The organism is Xenorhabdus sp. PR6a (genome assembly GCF_028599065.1).
Taxonomy (GTDB): domain Bacteria; phylum Pseudomonadota; class Gammaproteobacteria; order Enterobacterales; family Enterobacteriaceae; genus Xenorhabdus; species Xenorhabdus doucetiae.
On record NZ_JAQRFJ010000211.1, the window covers coordinates 1 to 561 of the forward strand.

Genomic DNA, 561 nt, shown 5'->3' on the forward strand with positions numbered 1-561 from the left:
CTAATAAGGATATAGCATGCAGAAAACGTAGCCGTTGGCGCCATTCACCAAACGACATTCCCAGCTCCTGCTTACAACGCCGCGATAACGTTCTTTCTGAGGTATAACGCTTCTTGGCCCACTCCGCTAAAGAGGTATTATCCGCCGGATTGCGTTCCAACATCTGCAAGATTGGCGCGAGCAACTTATCTTTTGAGTAAGGCAAATAGGTACATTGTCTTGGCGATAATTCCAACTGATCAATCAATACTTGTGCCAAACGCTGATCTTTTTCAGTTTCCGGTTGCCGGATCTTCCGGGCAAAAAAATCCACCATAATGGCATTAAAGATGGCATTCAATCGCATAAGACAAGGTTGTTGCGGTAACGCATCCGCCCATTGAGGGGAAATATCGATGATCCAAAATCGCAACGCTTTCCGGTTATAACTCGAATGGATGGTATTTTCCGGTATCCAGATACAAATCTATGGTCTTCCCCGTTTTTGCAACACTCATTTTGATGTATGGTTGGCTTGCTTAAATCTATCCGGCGTCTCTATGAGTATGGATACCCGCGCCA

1 pseudogene is annotated in these 561 nt (G+C 45.3%); it reads right to left on the minus strand.

The annotated features are described in order from the left end of the window. Positions 1-460 (minus strand): annotated as a pseudogene (locus tag PSI15_RS18395) (helix-turn-helix domain-containing protein); the annotation flags it as partial. Positions 461-561 lie beyond the last annotated feature (101 nt).